The sequence below is a fragment of the Marinobacter sp. Hex_13 genome, from assembly GCF_001566815.1.
Taxonomy (GTDB): Bacteria; Pseudomonadota; Gammaproteobacteria; order Pseudomonadales; family Oleiphilaceae; genus Marinobacter; species Marinobacter salarius.
In genome coordinates this window covers 39856-64018 of the sequence record NZ_LSMM01000028.1, presented here as the reverse complement: position 1 = coordinate 64018, position 24163 = coordinate 39856, and the positions used below count along the sequence as shown (strand labels likewise).

The window sequence follows — 24163 nt, the reverse complement described above, 5'->3', positions numbered from 1 at the left end:
CTGGAGGAGAATCCGGACGTTGACGGCATCTTCTGCACCAACGATGACGTTGCGATTGGTGCGTTTTTCGAGTGTCAGCGCCGGGGTATTCCGGTGCCAGAGCGGATTGCGATCGCCGGTTTCCATGGTCACGACGTTGGCCGTGTGATGGTACCTCCCCTGGCGAGTGTGATCACACCACGAGAGGCCGTGGGCCAGAGGGCGGCCCAGGAGCTGCTGGCCCGCCTGGGCGGTGCCGGCATCACCGAGCCGCGTATCGATCTGGGCTACCGGATAGAGCGTGGAGGCACGCTCTAGTTAGTCCTCGGTTTCCAGCCAGGCGGTCAGTGCCTCCCGGCACTCTTCGACTCCCCGTTTTGACGTTGCCGAGAACATAATCAGGTGCTCCACGCACTGGAACTCTTCCAACTTTTTGGCAATGCCCATCATGGCCGTTTTGGCCTGGCCAAATTTCAGCTTGTCGGCCTTGGTGGCAAGAATCATCAGTGGAAGGTTGTTATGTTCGCACCATTCCACCATCATTTGGTCGAAGTCCGTTAATGGGTGGCGTATATCCATGACCAGTACCAGCCCCCGCAGGCAGCGGCGATCATTCAGGTAGTGGCCCAGATGTTTCTGCCAGTCGTCTTTCATATCCCGGGACACTTTGGCGTAACCGTACCCGGGCAGATCGACCATCCGGCAGTTTTCCCGGTTGAGTGAGAAGAAATTGATCAGCCGGGTGCGCCCGGGGGTCTTACTGGTACGGGCCAGCTTGCCGTTGGTGGTGATGCAATTGATGGCGCTGGATTTGCCCGCGTTCGAGCGGCCGGCGAAGGCCACTTCGGAGCCGTGGTCCGGAGGGCATTCCTCCAGGCGTGAGGCACTGATCAGGAACCGGGCGCTGTTGAACGAGAGGCTTTTTTGAGTCAGGTCTGATGACACGGGTGTTGGTATTCCTATTGGATTTCAGTTATCAGGGATTAATGTATAATGCTACACCAAATCCGGGCAGTACGCTGAGCGTTGCTGCTGAACAGCCCCGGTTTGTGCCTTCTTGGCCAGTGCCTGCCGGCTGCATAACGAAGAATACTTTTGGATGAGAGAAGCGGAGCGAGCATGAAAAAACTGATCGCAGGAGTTGTTCTCGGTGTTGGCCTCACAGCGATGGCTCACGGGGCGGGAGATCCTGAAGCAGGCGAAGCAAATGCAGCGGTGTGTGCCGGATGTCATGGCCAGGGTGGTGCCAAGCCGGTCATGGCGGTTTACCCGAAATTGGCGGGCATTGGCGAAGAGTATCTGTACCAGCAATTGGTTGCGATCAAGGAAGGCAAGCGTGAAATTGCCGAAATGACGGGCCTTTTGAGCGACATGTCTGACCAGGATCTGCAGGATCTTGCGGCCTATTTCGACAGTCAGGATATTACCGTGGCCCAGGCCAACCCCGATCTGGTTGAAGAGGGGCAGATGCTTTACCGCGGTGGCAACATGGCTTCTGGCGTGCCGGCGTGTGCCGGATGCCACAATCCTCGAGGCATGGGGAATGGGCCTGCCGGCTATCCCAGACTCAGTGGTCAGAGCGCCGAGTACGTCGAAAAGCAGCTCAAGGCATATCGCGACGGTGAGCGTGATGCTGGCCAGAACGCATCCATCATGATGGATGTCGCCGCCAAGTTGACCGACTCTGAGATCAAGGCCGTTTCGAGCTACGTGTCCGGTCTTCAGTAACCTCTGACACGCGCTACGACTGAAAAAAAACCCCGCTGATGCGGGGTTTTTTATGAGTTGCGGCTGTTTAATCCATGCCCGGTGGAACTTTTCGTGCCTGCTGGGTCATAATCCTTTCACATCATCCAATCAGATAACCGGAGACCATGAATGATCCGATTAATCCGGAACGCCGCACTATCCATCCTGGCCATGTCGTTTATTGCGCAGGCCAGCGCCGCCAACTGGGAAGAAGGGACGCACTATCAGGTGCTGGATACCCCGGTGAGAACCGCCAGTGAGAGTGGTATCGAGGTGGCTGAGGTCTTCTGGTATGGCTGCCCCCACTGCTACACCTTCAAGCCGCTGGTCGAAAGCTGGGCGGAGGATCTGCCTGAAGACGTCAACTACGTGAAAATTCCTGCGGCCCTCGGCCGCTCCTGGGAGCCCCATGCCAAGGCCTTTTACGCGCTGGAAGCCATGGGAGAGCTGGACAAGGTTCATGACGCCCTGTTCGATGCGCTTGCGGGAGAGCGCCGCCCGCTGAATTCGGGTGAAGCTCTTGCTGAGTTCGTGGCCGGGCACGGTGTCGACGGCGAAGAATTCCTCAAGAATTACAACAGCTTTGGTGTTAATGCCAAAATGCAGCAGGCTCAGGCCAAGATTCGGGGGGCGCGTGTTACCGGCACACCGACTATGCTTGTGAATGGCAAGTACAGGGTTACGGCTTCCATGGCGGGTAGCCATGAAGCGGCATTGGAGGTTGTCGATTACCTGATTGAGCAGGAGCGTGCTGGTCAGGCCGAGTAAACGCATGGGCCCGGTCCGCTGGCCGTGACCGGGCCTTGTCAGGAGTCTGAGCTGCCATCATGTACAACCGTATTCGCAAGCAGCTGAATGGTATCCTCAGGTCGACGAACGGCCCGCGCGGGGCTTGTTCTGGCGATGAGCACGTTCCCGAGTTTGAGGCGCATCGTCACATCCGGCTGCTGACCTTCAATATCCAGGTCGGCATCAACACCTCCTCCTACCGCCACTACTTCACCCGGAGTTGGCAGCACTTTCTGCCTCACCGCAACCGCATCCAGAACCTGGACCGTATCGCCACCCTGCTAAGTAACTACGATGTGGTCGCCCTGCAGGAGTGTGATGGTGGCAGTCTGCGCAGTGGTTACATCAATCAGGTTCAGTATCTGGCCGAGGCTTCAGGCATTCCTTACTGGTACCAGCAGCTCAATCGGAACCTTGGGCAGCTGGCTCAGCACAGCAATGGCCTGCTGAGTCGTTATCGTCCGCTGGATGTGAAGGAGCACCGGTTGCCCGGACTGATTCCGGGGCGGGGTGCCATTATCGCCCGTTACGGGGCAGAGGAAGACCCCCTGGTGTTGGTGATGATGCACCTCTCGCTCAGCAAGGCGGCTCAGCAGCGGCAACTGGCGTATATTCAGGAATTGATTTCCGAGTATCAGCATGTGGTTCTCATGGGGGATCTGAATAACCACGCAGAGCAGTTGTTGAGCAATACGCCGCTGAAGCATTCGAACCTGGTCCCGCTGCCCGAGACGGCCCACAGTTTTCCGAGTTGGCGACCGGAGAGGGCGCTGGATCACATACTGGTCAGCCCAAGCCTGGAGATACGACGGTCAGAGGTGGTCAGCTATCCGGTGTCGGATCATTTGCCGATCGCCATGGACATCAAGTTGCCCAAAGGGTATCTGGAAACATTCTAAGGCCAGGCACAAAAAAACCCGGCCATGGCCGGGTTTCTTGGGTAACGAAAATCTTACTTGATCTTCGCTTCCTTGTACGCAACATGCTTGCGGACAACCGGATCGTACTTTTTGATCTCGATTTTTTCCGGGGTGTTACGCTTGTTCTTCTTGGTCGTGTAGAAGTGACCAGTACCTGCTGATGAAACCAGCTTGATTTTCTCGCGCATGATGCGGCTCCTTAAAATTTCTCGCCGCGGGCACGAAGATCGGCCAGCACAGCGTCAATGCCTTTTTTGTCGATAACACGCATACCCTTGGTGGATACGCGCAGCTTTACGAAGCGCTTCTCTGATTCAACCCAGAAGCGATGGTTCTGCAGGTTGGGCAGAAAACGACGACGTGAGTGGTTCATCGCGTGAGAAACGTTGTTACCGGTGACCGGTCGCTTACCGGTAACCTGACAGACTCTGGACATACTTGCCTCCGACCTGAGCTTTGGTCCTGAAAATGCGTATTTAAATCGTTTAATCGGGTCTCTGGTTGCTACCTGCGCCTCAAAAAATGCACGCTGCTCGCCAGACGCCGCCAGAAAGGGACGCTTTTATACCAGAACTGCTTCCCCAACGCAAAAATTTGTTGGGAATTTGGCCAGTTTTCCGATGAAGCGCCAACAGATTTACATCAGCCTCTTTACATCAGTCCCCGTTCTGCAAGTGATATTACCTCACCATGGCCGACAACCATATGGTCAAGAACCCTGATATCCACCAATCCCAGTGCCTCTTTCAATCTCCGGGTCAGTGAAATGTCCGACTGGCTGGGCTCTGCGACCCCTGACGGGTGGTTATGGGCGAATATAACCGCCGCTGCGTTAAACTCCAGGGCTTGCCGGACCACCTCCCTCGGGTAGACAGCTGCGCCGTCAATGGTCCCCCGGAACAACTCCTGATAGCGGATCACCCGATGCCGGTTATCCAGGAACAGGCCTGAGAAAACCTCGTGGGGGTAGGTGCCAAGGCGGCTGCACAGGAAACGACGGGTATCCTCCGGCGAGCGCAATGGGTCCCCCTGGCGAAGTGGCTCGTCCATGACCCGTCGGGCCATTTCCATAGCCGCCTGGACCTGGGCGTACTTTGCAGTACCGAGCCCTTTGACGTCGCAGAATTGCCTGCGCGAAGCGGTCATCAATCCTCGCAGGCCACCGAAGGCTTCGGTGAGATGGCGGGCGAGCGCCATCACGGGCATGCCGGCAGTGCCGGTTCGCAAAAAAATGGCCAGCAGTTCCGCGTCCGACAGGCTGTTGGCGCCGTGGGCCAGCAGGCGTTCCCTCGGGCGTTCGTCGGTGGGCCAGTCTGAATTTGACATGGTGGAGTCCTTTCTACCGTTATTGCGCGCATCCTGCGCCTTAAATACCGGGGTGGGGGTCGCCCGGTGGACGGCTGGAATTCTAGCATGGCTGTGAGGCTGCCGGCAGCGCTCTGGCATGCTATCTTATAAGCCTTTCATTTCGTGATGAATACGGAGCCGTTGATGGCCGCTAAACGAATTCTGCTGGGCGTGACCGGTGGCATCGCTGCCTACAAGAGCGCAGAACTGGTTCGTCTGCTAAAAAAATCCGGTCACGAGGTACGGGTTGTGATGACCCGTGGTGCCGAGGCCTTCGTGACACCACTGACGTTTCAGGCGCTTAGCGGTGAGCCGGTCAGAACCTCTTTGCTGGATCCGGAAGCAGAGTCCGGAATGGGGCATATCGAACTGGCAAAATGGGCCGATCAGGTAGTGATTGCGCCCGCCTCCGCGGATTTCATAGCCCGCCTGGCCCAGGGCATGGCTGACGATCTGCTGACCACGCTTTGTTGTGCCACAGAGGCCCCCATTGCAGTGGCTCCGGCGATGAATCAGGCCATGTGGGGTAATCGCCGAACCCAGAGAAACATTGAGCTGCTGGCGGCGGATGCCCAGGTGACCCTCCTGGGGCCCGACCAGGGCGCGCAGGCTTGCGGTGATGTCGGGCCGGGCCGGATGCTGGAGCCCACTGTGTTGTTTGACCTGATTTCCGGTGCCACCAAGGGCCCGCTGGCGGGCCGGCGTGTGGTTATAACCGCGGGCCCTACCCGGGAGCCGATTGACCCGGTGCGCTATATCAGCAATTACAGCTCTGGCAAAATGGGGTATGCGTTGGCCTCAGCCGCAAGAATGGCCGGTGCGGACGTCGTCCTTGTCAGTGGCCCGGTGTCCATCGAAGCGCCGGCGGGCGTTGAGGTTCGCGGTGTGACAACCGCGCAGGACATGCTGGAGTGTGCCAGTGGCGCTGTGGATGAAGGCTGCGACCTGTTTATTGCGACGGCGGCGGTGGCGGATTATCGCCCCGACAGCTGTGCCGGCGACAAGATCAAGAAAACGGATGAAGGCATGAGTCTGTCGCTGGTGCGTAATCCCGATACCCTTGCTGCCATAGCTGCGCGTGCCGATGCGCCCTTTACCGTGGGTTTTGCGGCAGAAACCCGGGACGTAGAGCATTATGCCCTCGACAAACTGACACGCAAAAAGCTGAATATGATTGTGGCCAACGACGTGTCTACGCCAGGGCTGGGTTTCAACAGTGACAGTAACGCAGTGATTGCCTTCTGGGCCCAGGGCCAGGAGGCGATCGGGCCTGACACCAAGGTGGCCATCGCTCAGCGACTGATGGCACTGATTGGCGAACACCTCAAATCAAAGGCTGGCGCAGCCGGCGCTCTGTAACAAGGAAGCTCAATGACCCGCAAAACCTTTCAGGTACGCATTCTGGATGACCGGATCGGTCGTTCAGTCCCTTTTCCCGAGTATGCGACGGATGGCTCTGCAGGGCTGGACCTGCGCGCCTGTCTGGACGCACCGCTCACACTGAAGCCGGGGCAGACCGAACTGATAAAGACCGGACTCTCGATTCACATCGCGGATACTTCGTTGGCAGCGATGATTCTTCCCCGCAGCGGTCTCGGCCACAAACATGGCATTGTGTTGGGCAATCTGGTGGGCCTGATCGATTCCGACTATCAGGGCGAGTTAATGGTTTCCTGCTGGAATCGGGGGCAAAGCGAGTTCACCATCGATGTGGGTGAGCGTATTGCGCAGCTGGTGCTGGTGCCAGTGGTACAGGCAGACTTCGAAGTGGTGTCTTCCTTTGACGCCAGCGTGCGAGGTGACGGCGGCTTTGGTTCCACGGGAACGCGATGAGGCGTCAGGCGCAGATCGCTGCTCAGGGTCTATACTTCCCTGATAATTGAAGAATTCGGGCGAATAACACCTGCAGGATGGACTATGAAGCTTGGTAAAAAGAAGAACTCTGAGGACGCTGCACCCGATGCCAAACCGGACGGGAAGCAGACAAAAAAACAGAGCAAGGAGAAAAAATCAGCCACCGGCCCACGGCATAAACGGCTGACGTCCGTTGCCGTTTCCCAGGCTGTCGTGGTGGTGCTTGCCGGCGTGGCTTCGGCAGCATTGCTGTATTTTCTGTTGGCGGTTCCGGCAGAGTCCCGTCGTTACGACAGTCAGGCTGCCCTGGAGGCAGACGCCGTGGCCGTGCGCGTCAATCAGCAGCTTGCCTTGCTGCAGTCCACGGTTGAGGGTGTCTCCGATCAGGATTATGTGCGCGCAGCACTGAGAGGGGAGGCTTCTCTGAGTGCCGCCGCAGCAAATCTTGCCAAGGTGTTGCCGGATATTGAGGCCGTCTACCTTTTCCCCTACGGAGACATCCCCCGTACCTCCTCCGAACCCACGCTGGGTTTTTCCGGCCTGGACCTTGCTCGTCGCGCCGAGACGGGGCAAAGGCTTTTCCCGGATGCGTTTCCGCGCAACGGCCAGTGGTATCTGCAGATGTCGACCCCGGTTCGCAACCCCCAGAGTCGAGCCGTCACTGGCAGTGTCCTGGTGGTGTTTGATGCTGCACGGCTGCAACCCCTGATGACCGGTATTAACTCGGCATTGGGCGGAGAGTTTTCCCTGGTACAGTCGGTAAATGGTTCAACCCGCAACATCGTCAGCCGCGGTAGTGGCAATGGCCCGACGTACGAGCGGGATCTTATCAACCCTGACTGGAAGCTCCGATACAAACCTGCCACTGCCCCCGCGCCGCTTTTCAGTGGCACGATGGCTATTGTGTTTGCGCTGGTTCCGGCCCTGGTCGCCGCAATCATTGTCTGGGTCTTGCTCGGCAATGCCCAGAAAGGGCTGCGACAGGACGTAACGGCCGTTATCCAGTGGACCCATAAGGTCTTTGGTGGTGAGCGGGTGAAGCCACCGACGTTGAAGTGGGACATGGTGGCGTCGACGGCTGAAGTGCTGCACCGGCTCGCCCAGATGGTGGAAAAACGGGTTGCCAAGGCCGGTGAATCGGCGCGGCCGAAACCGGGCAGTCGGCAGCCTTCCCCATCAACCGCCGATGAGCCGTTGTTCCAGGACAAGGATGTACTGGACATTGATATGCTTGATGGCGATGACGATGTGCTGGGCTTCGGCGGGTCCGATGGCCTTGACGATACGCCAGACGTCGAAGAGGTCAGCCTGCCTGAGGCCGAGGTCTCAGGCACCATATTCCGGGCCTACGACATTCGTGGCATTGTTGGCGATACCCTGACGGCGGATATTGTCACCGTCATCGGCCGTGCCATCGGCAGTGAGGCTATTGAGCGGGGAGTGGACAGTCTGTGCATCGGGTACGATGGCCGGCATTCCAGCCCCGACCTGGCCGATGCGCTGGCGCGGGGCGTCATGGCCACTGGATGCAACGTCATCCATGTGGGGGCCGTGCCCACCCCGGTACTCTACTTTGCGACCCACGAGCTGGATAACGGTTCCGGTGTTATGGTGACCGGCAGCCACAACCCGGCCAACTATAACGGTCTGAAGATCATGCTGGGTGGCGAAACCCTGTCCGGCGAGGCAATCCAGAAACTGCTGCAGCGAATCCGTACGGGTGACTTTGCCAGTGGCCATGGTGCCCAGTCTTCAGAGGATGTGCGCCGCGCTTATCTGGATCGTATCGTGGGTGACATTGCGGTTGCGGCGCCCTTGAAGGTGGTGCTGGATGCTGGAAATGGCATCGCCGGAGAGCTTGCACCGCTACTGATCGAAGAGTTGGGCTGCGAAGTGATACCGCTCTACTGTGAGGTGGATGGTAATTTCCCCAATCATCACCCCGATCCTGGCAAGCCGGAAAATCTGGCGGACCTTATCGAGCGCGTGAAGGCCGAAGGCGCCGATATCGGCCTGGCTTTCGATGGCGACGGCGACCGCCTGGGCGTTGTGACCAACACCGGGAAGATCATCTGGCCGGACCGCCTGCTGATGCTTTTTGCCCGGGATGTGGTGTCGCGCAACCCCGGTGCCGATGTTCTGTACGACGTAAAGTGCAGCCGTCGCCTTGCGGGTGTGATCTCCGAGGCTGGTGGCCGGCCAATCATGTGGAAAACCGGTCACTCGTTGATGAAGGCCAAGATGAAGGAATCCGGTGCCTTGCTGGCGGGGGAAATGAGCGGGCATATCTTCTTCGGCGAACGCTGGATGGGCTTTGATGACGGCTTGTACTCCGCTGCCAGATTGCTGGAAATCCTTGGCATCGAAGACCGGCACTGCGATGAGGTCTTTGAGGATTTCCCCGAAGATATCAGCACCCCGGAGCTGAACGTGGAGGTCTCCGACGAGACCAAGTTCCCATTGATGGAAAAGCTGGGCCGCGAAGGGGACTTCGGTGACGGAAACATCAGCACCATTGACGGTATCCGCGTTGAATTTACCGATGGCTGGGGCCTGTGCCGTGCTTCCAACACCACACCGGTGTTGGTACTCCGCTTCGAGGCTGAAACCGAAGAGGCGCTCGAGCGTATCAAGGCGGTATTCCGTGAGCAGCTTCAAAAGGCGGCTCCGGACCTTGTCGCGGATTTCTGACAGCTCTGAAATAATGAACCGACTTTTTTGACTAACAAGGCAAGATGAATGGCTCTGGATCGTGAAACAGCAATGCAGGTGGCGGCCGTACTGAGTAAGGGGCTGCCCTATATCCAGCGGTTTACCGGAAAAACGGTAGTGATCAAATACGGCGGCAACGCCATGGAAAATGAGGAGCTGAAAAGCAGCTTCGCCCGTGATGTCGTTCTGATGAAGCTGGTGGGTATCAACCCCATTGTGGTCCACGGTGGCGGCCCCCAGATCGGTGAATTGCTCGAGCGCCTCAACATCAAATCCAATTTTGTGAACGGTATGCGCGTTACCGATAGCCAGACCATGGACGTGGTGGAAATGGTGCTAGGCGGCCAGGTTAACAAGCAGATTGTCTCGCTGATCAACTCCCATGGCGGTACAGCAGTTGGCCTGACCGGAAAGGACGCCAATCTGATCCGCGCCCGCAAGCTGGAAGTCATGAACCGTTCCGCGGAGCTGCAGCGTCCGGAAATCATTGATATCGGTCACGTGGGCGAAGTTGCCAGCGTGAACGTGGAAGTGATCGACATGCTCACCCGTAGCAATGTTATTCCGGTGATCGCTCCGATTGGTGTTGGTCCCGATGGTGCGTCCTACAACATCAACGCCGATCTGGTAGCGGGCAAGGTGGCGGAAGCCATGAAGGCAGAAAAGCTGATCCTGCTAACCAATGTGTCCGGCCTCAAGAGCAAGGAAGACAAAGTGCTGACCGGATTGACCGCAAAACAGGTCAACGAGCTGATAGACGATGGCACCATCCACGGCGGTATGCTGCCCAAGATCCGCTGCGCCCTGAGCGCTGTGGAGAATGGTGTTCGAACCTCCCACATCATTGATGGCCGCGTAGCCCATGCAACGCTGCTGGAAATCTTCACGGATGAAGGTGTCGGCACCCTGATCTCCCGTAACTGACCAATGCCGCCTGTTGCCTCGCAATGCGAGGTAACATCCTGGCGTCACGCCCCAAGAGGACCACATCATGAAGCGCCTGCTGACCTTTCTGGTTGTCCTGGCCCTGATAGGCTACCTGTCGTTCAAAGGGGCGGTCTGGTGGCTGGCTGACCAGCGGCTGGCCGATGCCCAGCAGGCGATTGAGGAACTGGGCGTTATTGATCGGGGTAATATTCGCTCGGACCTCGTCGGCCGACTGGTGCTGGGTGATGGCAGCTACCAGGATTTCCGGCTTACCCGCCCGGTGGCGTTCGACCGGTTGATGTTCAATGCAGGCTCTCCGGTCGCCCTCGTGCGTGCGCTCCTGGACCCTGCGGACCTGCCCCCGCATTGGTCATTGGTGGCGGAGAACCTGAGCCTGGGTCTCGACACCAACATGTTCCGTAACTGGGTGACGGCAGCAGGCGACGCAACCCCGGCGTTGTTCTCACCGGTCTGCGGTCCTGATCATCGCCAGCAGTTGGGTAGCGGTGATCTGATGCGTCTTGGTGTCGATGGTGTGTCCGGGGAGGCTATGGTCATTCAGAGTGGCGATGGTCTCTACGCGGAGCTGACGACCGCCAACGCCGGCAGCGTGGAATTGGACTGGCCCGGCGCTCGCCTGAATCCCCTGTCATTGCCGGCCCTGCCGGAATCCACGCAGTCGCCGGTTACTGTGACATTGCGGGATGGTGGCCTGATGCGTCGTGTTGCGGCCTACTGTGCCAGGGAATCGGGTGTGGAAACCGGGGAATGGGCCGGTATCGTCATGGCAGCGTTTCGCGACTCGCTGGCGGCTCGTGGCTTTGGCGCCAGTGACCAGTTGCTGGCCCTCTACCGACAGTGGCTGACAGAAGGCGGAGAACTGACCCTGGAATTGAATCCTTCGGCACCGGTATGGGGCGTGCCTGTTCGCAGCGATGAATCCGCAGACGCCAGCCTGGCCGTCCGCTACAACCGTTCGGTGGTGCCCGATGTCTATCTTGAGCGCATCGAGCCCGCGGTGCCGGATGTGCCTCAGGAAGTGCTTGAACCGGTAGTGCCGGGAGAGGGTGCCCCGGTCGTCGATGGCTGGAACCTGGCCGACACGGAGAATGCTGAAACCTGGGTCGGGCGCACGGTGAGAGTTACGCTGGACAATGGTAATGTTGTGGAAGGCCGCCTGGTCAGCGTGGGTGACGAACGACTGGAAGTCGCACGGCTGATTGATGGCGGGGAAGTGGCGTATCCGATCGCCATCAGACTGATTGCAACGTTTGAGGTCTGGCGCCAAGGCCAGGCCCGCTAGCCCCACACCGGGGCGGAGAGTGTTCTATGTCCGGATCCATCCAACACCTGCCTGGCATTCGCGAGATGCTCACCAGGCTGATTTCACAGCCGTCGATCAGCAGTGCGTCTGCCGAGTGGGATCACAGCAACGAACCGGTGGTGCGTACTCTGGCCGAATGGCTGGAGCCCATGGGGTTCAAGGTCGAGATACTGGAAGTGCCCGGATTGCCCGGAAAGTACAACCTGATCGCGACACTGGGCAGCGGCCCTGGCGGTCTGGTGCTCTCGGGCCATACCGATACCGTCCCGTTTGACGACAAGCGCTGGCAAAGCGACCCGTTTACCCTGACCGAACGGGACGACCGCTGGTATGGCCTTGGCACCTGCGACATGAAAGGCTTTTTCCCGCTGGCCATTGAAGCGGCCAAAGCCTTTGTGGACCAGGACCTGAAGCAGCCACTGATCATTCTCGCCACCGCCGACGAGGAAAGCTCCATGGATGGTGCCCGGGCGCTGGCCGAGGCCGGTCGTCCCAAGGCCCGCTATGCGGTCATCGGTGAGCCTACCGGCTTGAAGCCTGTGCGCATGCACAAGGGCATCATGATGGAGCGCCTCGTGTTCGAGGGCCAGTCCGGCCATTCCTCTGACCCGTCCCTTGGCCGCAACGCGATGGAAGGCATGCACGAAGCGCTGGGTGAACTGCTCGCGCTGCGGTCGGGGTGGCAGGCGAAATACAGCAACCCCAATTTCAAGGTTCAGTTACCCACCATGAACCTGGGTTGCATCCACGGCGGTGATAATCCTAATCGCATTTGCGCCCGCTGCGAGTTGCATTTTGATCTGCGCCCCTTGCCCGGCATGGACATGAAGGCACTGCGCCAGGAGATACTCGACACCCTGCAGCCGGTCGCCAAAAGCCGTGAGTTGTCGCTGACATTTGAGCCGTTGTTCGATGGTGTGCCGCCATTTGAAACCCCGGCCGAAGCCGAACTGGTCCGCGCCTGTGAGAAACTGACAGGCCATACTGCTGAAGCGGTAGCCTTTGCCACGGAAGCACCGTGGTTGCAGAAATTGGGTATGGAAACCCTGGTTATGGGCCCCGGCTACATCGACCAGGCACACCAACCCGATGAATTCCTGGAGTTGTCGCAGTTGGACCCGGCGGTAAAAATCCTCAAAGGATTGATCACAAGGTTCTGCTTTTGATCGTTTGGAAGGCAGCTCAGAGGTATAACGAGGGTATTGGCGGGAGACTCTCCCAAAACCGTGGAGCGCCAGGGATGGCGCGACCGAGCCCTACAGGGACGTATTCACGGGCGTGTTTTGGGAGAGTCTCCCGCCAATACCCGGAACGCTCCATAAGCTGAAAACTCGCAGGAGAAGAGTTTGAAATCGAACGAATGGTTGCATGGATTCCGCCACTCATCGCCCTATATCAATGCACACCGTGGTCGCACTGTGGTGTTGACGATTGGGGGGGATGCGATTGCCCATGACAACCTGATCAACATCATTCATGACATTGCTTTGCTAAGCAGTTTAGGTATCCGGCTCGTGGTGGCCTTCGGTGCAAGGCCCCAGATTCAGTCGCGTCTGGACGCGGCAAACGAAGAATCCACTTTCCACCGAGGCTTGCGGGTAACGCCGGAACAACAATTGACGCCGGTGCTGGAAGCCATTGGTGGGCTGCGGGCGTATCTGGAAAGCCAGTTGTCCATGGGACTGGTGAACTCACCCATGCATAACGCACGAATCAGGGTAAGCAGCGGCAACTATGTCACCGCGAGGCCGGTAGGCGTTCTGGACGGCATCGATTTTGGCTATACCGGGCAGGTTCGTCGGGTAGACGTGGCCGGAATCGAGAAATTGCTGGAGTTGGGTCATATCGTACTGCTGCCGCCGCTTGGGTATTCGCCGACCGGAGATGCCTTTAACCTGTCTTATGAAGATGTGGGTAGCCAGGTGGCCGCTGCGCTGCAGGCTGAGAAGCTCATCATGTTTGCCGAGAATCAGGGGTTGCTGGATGAAAATGCCGGACTGATCCGTGAACTGTCCGCTCGTCAGGCATCTGATCGTCTGGCGGCAGGTATGGTGCAGGGGCATGATGGCGATCTGCTGCGGGCAGCCTGTGACGCCTGCGTGAAAGGTGTGCGTCGGGCTCATATTATCAGTTACGTCGATGATGGCGCGTTGCTGGAAGAGCTGTTTACCCGTGACGGTGCGGGCACGCTGGTCAGTGGTGACAACTACGAGCAGATCCGCCAGGCCCGGGTGGAGGACATTGGCGGTATTCTCGGCTTGATCCAGCCGCTGGAAGAGCAGGGCATTCTGGTGCGCCGTTCCCGGGAAATGCTGGAAACCGAAATCAGTCGGTTCGTGGTGGCTGAGCGGGACGGCACGATTGTGGGATGCGCTGCGCTTTACCATTACCCCGATGAAGGTGCGGGCGAGCTTTCATGTTTCGCCGTGGACCAGGCCTATCGCCGTGCCGGTCGCGGTGATGACATCCTGGCGATGGTTGAAAAGCTGGCCCGGGGCCAGGGCATCCAACGGTTGTTCGTGCTGACCACCCAGACCGAACACTGGTTCCGGGAACGGGGGTTCCAACCTTCCACGGTGCGTGAATTGCCGGGGCCGAAGCTGGCGTCCTACAACACCCAGCGTAACTCAAAGGTCTTCGTGAAAGCGTTGTCCTAGATCGGATAGCCGGCGCTGTCGAATGTCTTGGGACTGATCTGCCAGGGTCTCCACCGCTTTATAGAAGTCGCTGAAGTCGCCAGCATGGTCCCGGAGTAACTGTCGGAAGGCGGGCACATGCTGGTTGTACTGGCTGAACAGGGCGAGGTTGGCGTTGTTCAGTCCGGTCGGATTTTCTCCAAACGGTCCTGGCTGCTCCCAGGTTGCTGACAGGGCCAGGTAATCGTCCTGGAGGGCCTGGAACAGCTGCGCTTTCTGATGTCGGAGTTCCGTCTTGGGCAGGGTGCCCTGTCGGGCGTAGAGTGCTTCAAGCTGCCGTGATACGTCCTCGACCAGGGCGAGGGTCTGGTTGCGTTGACGTAGACGCGCCAGCGCCCTCTGGAACCCCGAACCATCGCCCTCTGTTTCTAGCCACAGCCGGAGGCCCTCCAACTCCACGGCAGTTGCGAAGCTCTCATTAAAGGCCGTATCGTCGCTTATATAGACCACGCGATGCGCCAGTTCATGGAACATCAGCGCTACCATGCGGTTGTCTGGCAAGGACGTGAAGCCGGTGTGTAGAGGGTCGTCGAACCAGCCCAGGGTTGAATAGGCGGTGACACCACCAATGAACGTGTCGTAGTTGTCCGCCATGAATAATTTCTGCTCGGTCCGGGCGTTCTCCAGCTCGTAGTAGCCCCGGTAGGCCTGGCAGCCAACCACTGGGTAGCACCACCGATGGGCCTGAAGGGAAAACTCCGGAACGGCCACCAGATTGACAACCACCCAGGGCCGCCCGAGCTCAGCGTACTCTGCAAAGGCGTCTCCCACCGGCAGTGCCAGACGATGCGCGGCAAACTGACGGGCTTCGTTCGCCACCAGGAGTTTCTGCTTCAACGCCGGCGGTGTTGATGGTGTGTCGATCAGTCCGGACACGGATTGCGTGGACATCATCAGTGACAGGTGGCCACTGACCGCCTGGCTGTAATAACCTAAAGTCGTACACCCTGAAAGTGTCGTTATCAGTAGCATAACGAAGTAGATCTGACTAAGCTGTTTCATAGTCCAGGCTGTTATTTTGTGGCTGGCTGGCATAGCTGCCAGACGCTATATTACAGCCATGTTCCCCCAAGTAGCAGGTAGCTACCGCTGCCTTTCAGGGATACCGGCCGGTGACAGAAACAGTTTACCCTATCGGGTCACTCGGCTTTACCAGATATCAGGTAGTTCATGGATCCGAAAGAACGTCGTTCTAGTCCCCGCCAACCGATTAAACTCGCTGCTCAGCTGGATGTAGGCAGTGGTGACAATCTACCGTGCCAGATCGCCGACTTTTGCGCGGAAGGCCTGTTTGTACGTTATTCCGGGGAAACGTCCAGAAAACTGGATCAGGTGCTCTCACGGGGTGCCGAGGAACTGGTGGTACGCTTTCGCAGCCCTGATGGCCGTAAGCGCCATGAGCTTCATGTAAATATCAGGCGGCGGATAGAGGGCGCCATGGGCGTGAGTTTTACCCGCTCCAACCCGGAAGCCGTCAGCGCCATGCTGGAGCAATGTGGTGCCAACCGTCATCAGGACCGTGCGTCACTACGGGCACCCAGTGACAAGGTCCAGTTTGTTCTGCATCAATCCGCGAAGGCGGTGATTCAGTATATTGAGCCGTTGATGGATGCCTGTCTTGTGCAGATGACAACCGCCTTGCGGGATGCTGCCCAGAAGGCCGGTAATGACCAGCAGGCGAATGAGTACATGGACGCCTCTGGCCAGCTTCAGGCCCGTCAGCGGGTCATCTGGCATCAGATGGCGCGTAGCCTGGAATCGCCACTAAAGCCTGCTCCGAAGGGGTTTCCAGGGTCTGAATTGTCGGTTGTCGACAAGGGCGAGTTCGAAGACTGGCTGACGATTCGGGTGATGGTCACGAAGGCGGATACCCAATATCGGGGTGAATTGCTTCAGCTGAAGTTGCGGCTCGATAAACTGGGCATTGCCAATTCCACGGGGCATCATAATCCGTTGGGGCCTTCGCTGATCTGTGAGTCATTCCATGTTGGCTTGAGCCAGCTCAAGGCGGATCGCGAGGTAGAAAAAGTCTGCTTGCGTGTCTTCGAGAAATCGGTGCTGATGCACCTTGGGCCGCTGTACCGGGAGTTGAACAGCATCCTGATCCGCCATGGTGTGCTGCCGGACCTGGATCTCAGCAAGTATCTCAGTGAGCAGGCGCCAAAGACATCCGAACAGAGCGAGAAAAAACCAGCTCCGCCGACGGAAGCACGGCAACCGGACGACTCTGGAGCGGCGGTACAGCAGGCCCCGGCGCAAAAGAGCAGCCAGCAGTCATCCCGTAAGTCGGTGACCGAGTTTCGGGGCTATGCCAGCGCCGCCCAGAACGCTTTTGCCACGGTAAAAAACCTCCTCGGTACCCTGTCTGCCAGCCGCCTGGCAAGGGGCGACGTTGCTCCTGCTGATTTTTCCCCCGGTGCGAGGGAGCTGTCTGCCGGAGAGTTACAGAAGCAATTGCAGGAGCTCCAGGTACAGGCTGCGACGGTGGCTCCGGACCAGCCCTCCCTCCGCGAACGTGTCGTGGAAAGAGTGAAGGAAAGCGGTGAACATGCCCTGGGCGAAGAGCAACAGGGCACGCTGGACGTGGTGGACCGCTTCTTCAACAGTGTGGTGGAAAGCCCGAAACTCAGTGAATACGCCCAGTCGCGGATGCGCCAGCTGGAAGTGCCAGTGTTGAAAGTGGTGATGCGCGACCCGGAATTCTTCGACGACCAGGAAAGCCCGGTGCGCGGTGTGATGAACCGGCTGGCCCAGTTGGGTGTGAAAGGCGGCCGCATCAATCCGGTTGTTCAGCGGCGTATTGATGAGCTGATCCAGCGGATAGCCACCGATTTTGAGCAGGATACCAGCGTGTTCGAGAACGCGGTGCAGGAGTTGGACTCGCTGATTGATCGCCAGAACCTGGTCTACCGCCGCAACGTGGAAAGGGTAACGGCAGCAGCGGAGGGCGCCCAGAAGGTTTCTGAATCCAAGAAGGCGGTTGCCCGGGTGCTGGAGCTTAAACTGGCCGGGAAAAAAGTGCCGAAAGCCGTGGTCAGTCTGCTGGATGGCGGCTGGCGAGACCTGCTGTCGCTGACCTGGATACGCCAGGGAGAGGACAGCCCACTGTGGCAGGATTACCTGTCGGTGATCGATTCGCTGATGACCTTCGCGGAGGATCCGCAAAGCAATATCAATCTGCCCGAACTGCTGCGGGTGATCCAGGATGGGCTGGCGTCTATCTCCAGCAACCACATGCCGTCCTCCCAGATACGCGACGAGCTCAAGCAGTTCCTGGTGCGCAGCCCTGAAAACCCGCCCGAGATGGTGGAGATTCCACCGTCGAAAAGCGAGGACGACAAGCGTCAGGCAATGTCCGAGCGTGATCAGCGCAGCCTGCAGCGGTGGATCAACCGGGCACAGCAACTGCGTACCGGCGACTGGTTGCGGGATCAGGAAAAACCGGATGAACCCCAGTATATCCGCCTGGTATGGGTAGCCCGAGGCTTCAGTCGATTTGTATTCGTCAATCATCAGGGTATGCGCGTGGTCGAGCTGGCTCTGGAGGCTTTGGCCCAACACATGCGCAAAGGCATTATCGTTCCGGACAACCAGTACGACCGGCCCCTGGTGGATGAGAGCATCGACCGGATGGTGCGTAAGGTCTATGACCAGTTGTCGTGGGCGTCCACCCATGACGAGCTGACCGGCTTGCTGGGGCGCCGCGAATTTGAACGTATGTTGGATCAGCAACTGGCCAGGCGCGAGGACCAGCGGGCTCTTGTGTTGCTGGACCTGCGGCAGTTCCGTCTGCTCAACGATACGGCCGGCTATCAGGCCGGTGATGAAGCATTGCGCAGGGTGGCTGATGTGCTTCGCAGCCATGTTGGTGATGGCATGCCGCTGGCCCGGTTCTCGGGGAACGAGTTCGCGTTTATGTTGCCGGCGGAAAACGCCCTGGACGCGTCCCGTGGGATAGTTTCAGCCATAGAAGCCATGGAATTTGTTTTCGACAGTGGCAGTTACCATCTCTCTGCCAGTGTTGGCCTGGCACCTGAGTTGCCGGCGCTGGCAAATGCCGAACGTTGGCTGAAGGCGGCGGAGGAAGCCATGAAGTCGGCCAAGAAACGCGGCCATGGCAAGGTGATGGAATACACCCTGGATGCGCATGACCATGCCCGTCAGGAGCAGATTGCAGCGAAGGTGGCCAACCTTGGGGATCTCAACGAGGAGCGTATGTTGCTGCGTTGCCAGAAGATTATCCCGCTGCACGCGCGTACGTCCATGGCAGCGCAGTATGAGGTTCTCATCAGTATGTATGGTGATGACGGCAACCTTATCACCGGCAAGGATTTTGTCCGCATGGCGGAGCGTTATGATCGCATGCAGGCGGTGGACCGCTGGGTGGTGGGGCATATGCTGGACTGGCTGCGCGACCACGCACCGGATCCGAAGCACATGGGGGGGATTTGCATCAACCTTTCTGGCCACTCGTTGAATGATCAGCAGTTGATGGAGTTTATTTACGACAAGCTGAGCCAGAAGGACGCACCCATTGAACGACTGTGGTTCGAAATAACCGAGGCCTCCGCGATCAACGACATTCAGGGCATTTCAGAATTCATTGAGGAAATGAAGGAGCTGGGATGCCGTTTCTGCCTGGGGGATTTTGGCAGTGGGCCAACGTCGTTCCAGTTCATGCGCAGCCTGCCGGTGGACATGATCAAGCTGGACAGCGCCTTCACCAGCCAACTGGACACCAGTGAAACCGATCAGGCCATGGTGAAGTCCATGGTGGATATGGCGCACTACATGAAACGGGAAGTGATTGCTTCACGGGTTGAAACCCGCGCGGTTCTCGATATGCTGACCAGTCTGGGTGTGGATTACGCTCAGGGTTTCACCATCGAAAAGCCGCGGCTGCTGACCAGCCTGGACTGACTTTCCGGACCTCCTGCTTATGTCTAAACGCCATCCGATCATCGCGGTTACCGGCTCCTCCGGCGCTGGAACCACCACTACGGGTGAGATATTCAGCCGCCTGTTTGCCAGCGAAGGGCTGCGGGCCGCCATGGTCAGTGGTGACAGCTTCCACCGCTACAACCGTGAGCAGATGGCCCGCCTCGCGGCGAAGGGGCAGTTCGGTGAACGCAATCATTTTGCCCTGGCGGCGAACCATGTCGACAAGCTGGAAGCCCTGTTCTATGACTATGGGCACACCGGCAACGGCCAGTTCCGCCAGTATGTGCATGACGAAGACCGGCGGTTGATTGAGGCCGGCCACAAACCGGGTACCTTCACCCCCTGGGGACCGCTGGCGGCGGAAACCGATCTTCTGTTCTACGAGGGGCTGCATGGGGGCGTGGTCAGCGATGCCTACAACATTGCCCAGTACGTGGATCTGTTGGTGGGAGTGGTACCGATCGTCAACCTGGAATGGATCCAGAAAATTCACCGCGACACCAATAAGCGAGGGTACTCACAGGACGCCGTCGTTCAGACCATCGTCAACCGTATGGACGATTACGTGCACGATATTGTCCCTCAGTTCGCGCACACCCATGTGAATTTCCAACGCATTCCGCTGGTGGATACCTCCAATCCTTTTGTGGTCCGCGATGTGCCGACAGAAGACGAGAGCCTGATCGTCATCCGGTTCCGAGACCCATCGGAGGTGGATTTCCCCTATCTGTTGCAAATGATTGGCGGCAGCAGCCTGTCCCGGTACGACACGCTGGTCATCCCGGGAACCAAGCTATCGCTGGCCATGGATCTGACCATGCGCCCGCTGGTGCAGGAACTGATCGCCCATAAGCCCTTTGCCTGAAGGCCTTCAGGCCGTCAGGCGGCCGTCCCTGTAGTCCCGCAGAGTCTGCTCGATCTCTTCACGACTGTTCATCACGAACGGGCCATACTGCACCACAGGCTCGCCAATCGGTTTGCCGGCAATCAGCAGCACTCGGGCTCCGTTCTTACCGGCGCCAATGTGGACACTGTCACCTTCGGAAAGAATGCTTGCCGCTGAGCGTTTCAGGGGCTGGGGGTCTGTCGCTGAATGCAGGGACGCTTCTCCGGCGTACAGATAGAGCAGGCCTTCCAGTTCCGGATCGATCGGCAGCAGGGTTTCCTGTCCCGGTTCCAGGTGGATATCTGCATACAAAGGCCGTGTGCTACAGCCGGTGACGGCGCCCTGGTGTATCTGGCCGTCAACGGTCAGCTCTCCAGCCACCAGCTTGATAACTCCACCATCGAAGGTAATGGCTGGTATTTCATCAGGCTGGATATCGCGGTAACCCGCCGGTTTCATTTTCTCCGCAGCCGGCAGATTGAGCCACAGCTGGAAACCGCGCATTTGCCCCGATTCCTGCTGGGGCATTTCAGAGTGGACAATGCCCCGCCCGGCGGTCATCCATTGCACGCCGCCATTCTTCAGGTTGCCCCGGTTACCGAGATGATCCTCGTGCAGCATGTGCCCTTCGATCATGTAGGTCACCGTTTCAAATCCGCGATGCGGATGTGACGGGAAGCCGGCCATGTAATCCTGCGGTTGGTCGGAACCGAATTCGTCCAGCATCAGGAAGGGATCGAGACGGACGTTCTGCTGCTGTCCGAGGGAGCGCTTGATACGAACGCCGGCGCCATCGGACGTTTCGGTACCGGGAATAACCTGTCTGAGGGTTCGTTCTGTCATGACGGATCTCCTTCCAATGCCAAAAATCGCCGGGTTCAGGCGGTCAGGGTTTCAATGGCTCGTCCGGCCTCTTGCAGGGAATTCTCTTTTTTATCATCCCCCATATTCAGGCCCTCGGCGTAGACAAAGTGAACGTCCTTGAGGCCGATAAAACCAAGGAAGGATCGAATGAACGGCGTCTGGGAGTCGTTCGGCGTGCCGGCGTATAGGCCGCCGCGCGCCGCCAGGATGTACACCGGCCGATCTTCCAGAAGGCCAACAGGGCCGCTTGCCGTGTATCGGAAAGTGATGCCGGCACGGGCAATGTGGTCGAAATAGGCTTTCAGCACCGACGGTACACCGAAGTTGTACATCGGCACACCCATAACAATGACGTCTGCGTCGACAACTTCACTGATCAGCAAATCTGAATAATCGACGACGCCTTGCTGTGAGCCATCGCGGTCGTCCGCGTTGGTCAGGAAGGCACCGAACCGTTCAGCGTCCAGATGCGGTACCGGCTCTGCGGAGAGATCCCGATAGGTGGCCTGGATGTCGCCGTAGGTCTGCCGGAGCTGGTCCAGTGTCTGACTGACGAGTCTGGATGACTGGCCGTCCTGACCAAAAATGCTTGCGGTAATAATGAGAATATTCTTCATGTTCAGAGCCTCTTGGTTGATTAGAACGCTATGAGGCTATTGAACTGCGTGACGGGAGAAGATGAAATCGGAGAATCTTGGAATGGTTGTTCAGTTAAATTGAACAAGTTGGCCCGCGCCCCGGTAAGGCGCAGGCTCAATCTTTCTGTGCGTGTTACTACTCTACGTTGCGGGAGTAGAAAATCTCCAGCATTTCCCGGCGCAGACGATCCTCGATGGACTGTGCTTCCTGGGGGTCAAGATCGCTGGCATTGACTCCGAACACATAGTTATCCAGATCGAAATTCTTGAGCATCATCTTGGTGTGGAACAGGTTTTCCTGATACACGTTGACGTCAATCATCTGGTAGGCGTTCTGGGTGTCTTCGGTCAGGTAGTTCTGGATCGAGTTGATGTCGTGGTCGATGTAGTGCTTGGTGCCGTCCACGTCGCGGGTAAAGCCGCGCACACGATAGTCCACCGTGACCACATCGGAGTCGAAGCTGTGGATCAGGTAGTTCAGTACTTTCAACGGCGAGATCAAACCGCAGGTCGACACGTCGATATCCGCCCGGAAGGTGCTGATGCCTTCGTAGGGGTGGCTCTCCGGGTAGGTATGTACTGTTACGTGGCTTTTATCCAGGTGGGCCACGATGGCATCCGGCAGGGGGCCGGGTGACTCTTCGTTGTCCGGTTCACCGTTGCTGAGTTCGTGTTCGGCAATCAGCATGGTGACAGAGGCGCCGTGGGGCTCATAGTCCTGACGGGCAATATTGAGCACGTTGGCACCGATGATCTTGACCACGTCGGTGAGGATCTGGGTCAGGCGTTCGGCATTGTACATCTCATCGATGTAGTCAATGTAAGCTTCACGTTGCTCTTCGGTCTGCGCATAACAGATGTCGTAGATGTTGAAGCTCAGTGATTTGGTCAGGTTATTGAAACCATGTAACTGTAGTTTGGTTTCCATGTTCAGCCCCCCCAATTGTCTGGAGATGAATGTCAGTGGTCATGTCTGTCTGATGCATGCCACCAAGGCCGCCACCGATAACTGACCGGATTGTTTACCTTTTGCGCAGACCGGCGGAGAAGGGTGCGTATTATGCACATCGACCTTCAATTTGGGTAGAGTACGGGGCAACATTCTAGCATCCGTAATAACCGCCGGTTTGCCACAGACTGGCAGGCCGCTGTGACCGCGTTGTGGGAACCTGTTGTTTGCCGGTTCAGGCGGTGTCGCGTATCTCATGGCTGTGGGTGATGGCAACGCCCGCCTTTTCCAGCATGATAGACGCAGAGCAGTACTTCTCTGCCGACAGGCTGACGGCCCGCTTCACCAGGTTTTCCTTGAGGTTGTTTCCGGTGACCACGAAATGCAGATGGATGCGGGTGAACACTGCCGGAACGGCGTCGGCCCGCTCCGCTTCGAGTTCGGCATGGCAGGCGGTGACGTCCTGACGGCTTTTCTGCAGAATGCTCATGACGTCGAAGGACGAGCAGCCGCCCAGCCCCATCAGCATCATTTCCATGGGGCGTGGCCCCAGGTCCTTGCCGCCATGGTCGGGTGGCCCGTCCATTTGCACCGAGTGGCCGCTGCCGCTGGTTGCCCGGAAGCTGGCGTCGCCGGTCCAGTCAATGGTTGCTTTCATCTGATTTCGCGCTCCGAGTGGGATATAACGTACGATTGGCAGCGATGCTAGCACATCCCGTCAGCACCAGCAGCCCGCTGAAAAGCAGCCCCGCTGATGTGGTCTATAATGTTTCAGGTTGCCGAAACCGGGCCATCTTGTTATAAGTTGCGCTCATAATGAATAAACCCGCAGGGAAAGCAGGGTGAATAAAAACATTGGGATCCCGCCAGTACAAAGGAGGCATGACTCGCACTATGGCCACTATCGTCAAGCCGGTTGAGCAGAAAACCAAGCATCTGGACTATTTTCTTTCGCAATGCCATCGCCGGCGTTACCCTGCCAAGAGCACCATTATTTATGCAGGGGACAAAAGCGATTCCCTGTTTTACATCGTCAAGGGCTCCGTTACCGTCATTATTGAAGACGACGATGGCCGCGAGATGATCATGGCTTACCTGAACGCTGGGGATTTCTTCGGTGAAATGGGGCTGTTCGACAACATGGATTCGCGCAGCGCCTGGGTAAAGGCGAAGACGGAGTGCGAAGTTGCCGAGATCAGCTATACCAAGTTTCGTGAAATCGCCCAGCAGGACCCCAGGGTTCTGTACTTCATCGGCGAGCAGATGGCCTCACGTCTGCGCCAGACCACCCGCAAGGTGGGTGATTTGGCTTTCCTGGACGTGACTGGACGGGTTGCCCGCACCCTGCTGGACCTGTGCAAGGAACCGGACGCCATGACCCACCCTGATGGCATGCAGATCAAGATCACCCGCCAGGAGATCGGTCGGATCGTGGGTTGCTCCCGGGAGATGGTCGGGCGGGTTCTGAAAACCCTTGAAGACCAGGGCCTGGTGCGAGTCAAGGGCAAGACCATGGTGGTGTACGGTACCCGCTAAAACCGATTACCACCCTGTCCCGAAAGGCCGCTGGAACCAGCGGCCTTTTTCG

At 58.1% G+C, this 24163-nt stretch carries 23 protein-coding genes; 14 read left to right on the top strand and 9 right to left on the bottom strand.

The features are described from left to right. On the top strand, positions 1–297 hold a 297-nt coding region (locus tag AXW11_RS07220; RefSeq protein WP_286792050.1), incomplete at its 5' end, for a substrate-binding domain-containing protein. On the opposite strand, the gene yihA is transcribed toward AXW11_RS07220, so the two are convergent. Further along, on the bottom strand, positions 298–924 hold the full coding sequence (yihA, locus tag AXW11_RS07215; protein ID WP_036210853.1) for a ribosome biogenesis GTP-binding protein YihA/YsxC: 627 nt from the start codon (positions 922–924) through the stop codon (positions 298–300). 174 nt (positions 925–1098) lie between these two features. Between yihA and AXW11_RS07210 the strand changes: the two genes are divergently transcribed. From AXW11_RS07210 to AXW11_RS07200, 3 genes are all read left to right on the top strand, one after another. Beyond that, complete coding sequence (locus tag AXW11_RS07210) at positions 1099–1707, top strand: c-type cytochrome (protein ID WP_036210856.1); 609 nt, start codon at positions 1099–1101, stop codon at positions 1705–1707. 150 nt (positions 1708–1857) lie between these two features. Beyond that, a complete protein-coding gene (locus AXW11_RS07205; protein ID WP_041332511.1) occupies positions 1858–2496 on the top strand; it encodes a thiol:disulfide interchange protein DsbA/DsbL in 639 nt (212 codons plus the stop codon). 59 nt (positions 2497–2555) lie between these two features. Continuing rightward, positions 2556–3416 carry an endonuclease/exonuclease/phosphatase family protein gene (locus AXW11_RS07200; protein WP_036210862.1) on the top strand — a complete coding sequence of 287 codons (861 nt, stop codon included), beginning with the start codon at positions 2556–2558 and terminating at the stop codon, positions 3414–3416. 53 nt (positions 3417–3469) lie between these two features. Here AXW11_RS07200 and rpmG read toward each other — a convergent pair whose 3' ends face one another. The 3 genes from rpmG to radC form a co-directional block, all read right to left on the bottom strand. Beyond that, the gene (gene rpmG, locus AXW11_RS07195; protein ID WP_008173465.1) at positions 3470–3625 is read right to left on the bottom strand and encodes a 50S ribosomal protein L33; all 156 of its coding nucleotides are present in this window, start codon (positions 3623–3625) and stop codon (positions 3470–3472) included. Between the two features lie 11 nt (positions 3626–3636). Beyond that, positions 3637–3873 (bottom strand): 50S ribosomal protein L28, encoded by a 237-nt coding sequence (gene rpmB, locus AXW11_RS07190; protein ID WP_027829915.1) that lies wholly within the window; start codon positions 3871–3873, stop codon positions 3637–3639. A gap of 215 nt (positions 3874–4088) precedes the next feature. Beyond that, positions 4089–4763, bottom strand: a complete 675-nt coding sequence (gene radC, locus AXW11_RS07185; protein WP_041332512.1) for a RadC family protein — start codon at positions 4761–4763, stop codon at positions 4089–4091. Positions 4764–4928: 165 nt separating this feature from the next. Here radC and coaBC point away from each other — a divergent pair, with 165 nt between their 5' ends. From coaBC to argA, 7 genes are all read left to right on the top strand, one after another. After that, a complete protein-coding gene (gene coaBC / locus AXW11_RS07180) occupies positions 4929–6143 on the top strand; it encodes a bifunctional phosphopantothenoylcysteine decarboxylase/phosphopantothenate--cysteine ligase CoaBC (protein WP_091642504.1) in 1215 nt (404 codons plus the stop codon). 12 nt (positions 6144–6155) lie between these two features. Continuing rightward, on the top strand, positions 6156–6617 hold the full coding sequence (dut, locus tag AXW11_RS07175) for a dUTP diphosphatase (RefSeq protein WP_007153743.1): 462 nt from the start codon (positions 6156–6158) through the stop codon (positions 6615–6617). 84 nt (positions 6618–6701) lie between these two features. Further along, positions 6702–9329 (top strand): phosphomannomutase/phosphoglucomutase, encoded by a 2628-nt coding sequence (locus AXW11_RS07170; protein ID WP_041332513.1) that lies wholly within the window; start codon positions 6702–6704, stop codon positions 9327–9329. A 48-nt stretch (positions 9330–9377) separates the two neighbouring features. Continuing rightward, positions 9378–10274 (top strand): acetylglutamate kinase, encoded by an 897-nt coding sequence (gene argB / locus AXW11_RS07165; protein WP_007153745.1) that lies wholly within the window; start codon positions 9378–9380, stop codon positions 10272–10274. A 67-nt stretch (positions 10275–10341) separates the two neighbouring features. Next, a complete protein-coding gene (locus AXW11_RS07160; protein WP_041332514.1) occupies positions 10342–11580 on the top strand; it encodes an aq_1923 C-terminal domain in 1239 nt (412 codons plus the stop codon). Positions 11581–11606: 26 nt separating this feature from the next. After that, positions 11607–12767 carry an acetylornithine deacetylase gene (gene argE, locus AXW11_RS07155; RefSeq protein WP_041332515.1) on the top strand — a complete coding sequence of 387 codons (1161 nt, stop codon included), beginning with the start codon at positions 11607–11609 and terminating at the stop codon, positions 12765–12767. Positions 12768–12947: 180 nt separating this feature from the next. After that, positions 12948–14258 carry an amino-acid N-acetyltransferase gene (argA, locus tag AXW11_RS07150; RefSeq protein ID WP_036210878.1) on the top strand — a complete coding sequence of 437 codons (1311 nt, stop codon included), beginning with the start codon at positions 12948–12950 and terminating at the stop codon, positions 14256–14258. On the opposite strand, the gene AXW11_RS07145 is transcribed toward argA, so the two are convergent. Next, positions 14229–15299 carry an aminopeptidase gene (locus AXW11_RS07145; protein ID WP_041332516.1) on the bottom strand — a complete coding sequence of 357 codons (1071 nt, stop codon included), beginning with the start codon at positions 15297–15299 and terminating at the stop codon, positions 14229–14231. The genes argA and AXW11_RS07145 overlap by 30 nt on opposite strands. Before the next feature lie 168 nt (positions 15300–15467). On the opposite strand from AXW11_RS07145, the gene AXW11_RS07140 reads away from it, so the two are divergent. Then, positions 15468–19217, top strand: a complete 3750-nt coding sequence (locus AXW11_RS07140) for a DUF1631 family protein (protein ID WP_036210884.1) — start codon at positions 15468–15470, stop codon at positions 19215–19217. A gap of 19 nt (positions 19218–19236) precedes the next feature. Further along, positions 19237–20103, top strand: a complete 867-nt coding sequence (locus tag AXW11_RS07135; protein ID WP_075194216.1) for a phosphoribulokinase — start codon at positions 19237–19239, stop codon at positions 20101–20103. Between the two features lie 6 nt (positions 20104–20109). On the opposite strand, the gene AXW11_RS07130 is transcribed toward AXW11_RS07135, so the two are convergent. From AXW11_RS07130 to AXW11_RS07115, 4 genes are all read right to left on the bottom strand, one after another. After that, positions 20110–20967: a pirin family protein gene (locus tag AXW11_RS07130; RefSeq protein ID WP_091642502.1), complete on the bottom strand. Its 858-nt coding sequence runs from the start codon at positions 20965–20967 to the stop codon at positions 20110–20112. Positions 20968–21002: 35 nt separating this feature from the next. Continuing rightward, positions 21003–21605, bottom strand: coding sequence for an FMN-dependent NADH-azoreductase (locus tag AXW11_RS07125; RefSeq protein ID WP_036210893.1), 603 nt, complete (start codon positions 21603–21605; stop codon positions 21003–21005). A 157-nt stretch (positions 21606–21762) separates the two neighbouring features. Beyond that, positions 21763–22554, bottom strand: a complete 792-nt coding sequence (gene speD, locus AXW11_RS07120) for an adenosylmethionine decarboxylase (RefSeq protein ID WP_036210896.1) — start codon at positions 22552–22554, stop codon at positions 21763–21765. A 256-nt stretch (positions 22555–22810) separates the two neighbouring features. Beyond that, positions 22811–23233: an OsmC family protein gene (locus AXW11_RS07115; RefSeq protein ID WP_036210899.1), complete on the bottom strand. Its 423-nt coding sequence runs from the start codon at positions 23231–23233 to the stop codon at positions 22811–22813. A 236-nt stretch (positions 23234–23469) separates the two neighbouring features. Here AXW11_RS07115 and crp point away from each other — a divergent pair, with 236 nt between their 5' ends. Continuing rightward, entirely contained in the window at positions 23470–24111 is a 642-nt protein-coding gene (crp, locus tag AXW11_RS07110; protein WP_007153756.1) for a cAMP-activated global transcriptional regulator CRP, read from the top strand. Positions 24112–24163 lie beyond the last annotated feature (52 nt).